Origin of the sequence: Schnuerera sp. (genome assembly GCF_035459645.1) — a bacterium.
Lineage (GTDB): Bacteria > Bacillota > Clostridia > Tissierellales > Tepidimicrobiaceae > Schnuerera.
Map to the genome: position 1 here is coordinate 1 of NZ_DATHXO010000270.1, position 2163 is coordinate 2163.

Below are 2163 nucleotides of genomic sequence, written 5' to 3' on the forward strand. Positions count from 1 at the left end.
AGTAGTTAGTATGACTATTTCATTGCTTGGATATTTATGCATATCATTGATATCAATCATAGTTCCATCTTTAATCTTTAAATAACCTAACTCATAGGCAACATTAATAGTATTTATCATACTTCTTCCAGAAACTATTACTTTTCTATTATAAAGTTCTGCTGCATTAATTACTTGCTGTACCCTGTGAACATTAGAAGCAAAAGTTGCAACAATAATTCTTTCAGGTGCTTTAAGGAAAATATCATTAAAAGTATCTCCTACTGTTTTTTCTGACATTGTATATCCAGGTCTTTCTACATTAGTACTATCAGCTAAAAGAACCAATACTCCTTTTTTTCCTATTTCTGCGAATTTGTGTAAATCAATTAAATTATCATTTATAGGTGTAAAATCTATCTTAAAGTCACCAGTATGAACTACAGTACCTACAGGGGTATTTATTGCTAATGCAACACTATCAGGTATACTATGGCTAGTTTTTATAAATTCTACTGAAAAACATCCTAGTTTAATCTTGTCATTAGCCTTTATTTCAATCAGATTAACCTTGTCTAATCTATGTTCCTTTAATTTATTTTCCACTAGTCCTAAAGTCAATTTAGTTCCATAAACGGGTAAGTTTAATTTTGCCAATGCATAAGGAAGTCCTCCTATATGATCTTCATGACCATGGGTTAAAATAATTCCTCTTATTTTATCCTTATTTTTTAATAAATAGCTTATATCCGGTATAACCACATCGATTCCTAACATTTCATCCTCTGGAAAAGTTAATCCACAATCGATAATAATTATGTCATCTTTATATTCAAAGACGGTAATGTTTTTACCGACTTCTCCTAATCCGCCTAATGGTATAATCTTTAATTTGTTTGTTTTTCTCGCCACTTTATCATCTCCTTTATATTAATTTCTCCAATTCTCGTATCATATAAACCAAAGGATTACTGTAAATTCTTCCTAAAAAAATGAACCCCAAAATGGGATTCATTCTTGGCAGTCAGCACAGTACCCAAAAAACTTTACGTTATGGTCTACAATTTTGAAACCATTTTCCATTTCAATTTCATTCTCTAAGTTTTCCAATAGATCTAGTTTAACTTCCATTATATTTCCACATTTTAGACATATCAAATGATGATGGTGATGACTATCCGAATCATGATTTAATTCATATCTATTATATCCATCATCAAAATTTACCCTGTAGATTATATTTAATTTTTCCAATAATTGTAAAGTTCTGTAGACTGTCGCAATTCCAATCTCCGGACAATTAATCTTTACAATATCATAAACTTCTTCTGGATTTAAATGTTTTTCATGATTCTCTACTATCGCATCCAAAATAGCCCGTCTTTGAGTAGTAAGCTTATACCCTTCTTCTTTAAAAATTTGTTTCATATCTTCCATATTAATATCCATTTTTTCACCCGCTTATTATCCTATATTATAGAATACTAGTATAAGTTCTACTTGTCAAGTATATAAATTTATTGTAATTGTTCTTTTTGTATTTCTTCATAAGCTTCAATAACATCCTTTAACTCTTCATTATCATCGATACCAATTAATATTATTTCTCCTTCATCATTATATTCAATTCTCAATAGATAAGTCAAAGATTCCATATCGTCTACCGGTAACAAAGCAGCATATTCGTATTCGTCTAACCCAAATGTAGCTAAAATTTGAAATTCTACCTTATTCCCCATTTCATCTAATAAAACTATTTTTTCATTCATCTTTTCACCTCTTATTTTCTATCTAAATAATTTTGTAAAATATAAGTAGCTGCAACTTTATCTATTACTTTTTTGCGATTTTTCCTACTTACATCTCCTTCTAATAAAATTCTTTTTGCTGAAACAGTAGTTAATCTTTCATCCTCTAGTATAATTTCAATATTTACCCTATTTTTTAGTTTATCAACAAAATCCAATACTTTTTCACCTTGTGCTCCTATAGTATTGTTCATATTTTTAGGAAGACCAACTACTATTTTAGTTATATGGTATTCTTTTATTATTTCTTCTATTTGTTTAATATCTTTTTTATTGCTTTCTCTAAAAATAGTTTTAAGTCCTTGAGCAGTAAACAATAAAGGATCGCTTATCGCAACACCTATTGTCTTATCACCTACATCTAATCCCATTATTC

4 protein-coding genes are annotated in these 2163 nt (G+C 28.8%); all 4 read right to left on the reverse strand.

Going from position 1 to position 2163, the window contains the following annotated elements; translation table 11 throughout:
- Nucleotides 1-891, reverse strand: an 891-nt coding sequence (locus tag VK998_RS06325; protein ID WP_325226662.1) for a ribonuclease J, incomplete at its 3' end; no start/stop codon positions are given.
- A gap of 99 nt (nt 892-990) precedes the next feature.
- Complete coding sequence (locus tag VK998_RS06330) at nt 991-1428, reverse strand: Fur family transcriptional regulator (protein WP_325226664.1); 438 nt, start codon at nt 1426-1428, stop codon at nt 991-993.
- 68 nt (nt 1429-1496) lie between these two features.
- The gene (locus VK998_RS06335; RefSeq protein ID WP_325226666.1) at nt 1497-1748 is read right to left on the reverse strand and encodes a DUF1292 domain-containing protein; all 252 of its coding nucleotides are present in this window, start codon (nt 1746-1748) and stop codon (nt 1497-1499) included.
- An 11-nt stretch (nt 1749-1759) separates the two neighbouring features.
- On the reverse strand, nt 1760-2161 hold the full coding sequence (ruvX, locus tag VK998_RS06340) for a Holliday junction resolvase RuvX (protein ID WP_325226668.1): 402 nt from the start codon (nt 2159-2161) through the stop codon (nt 1760-1762).
- Between the last annotated feature and the right edge of the window lie 2 nt (nt 2162-2163).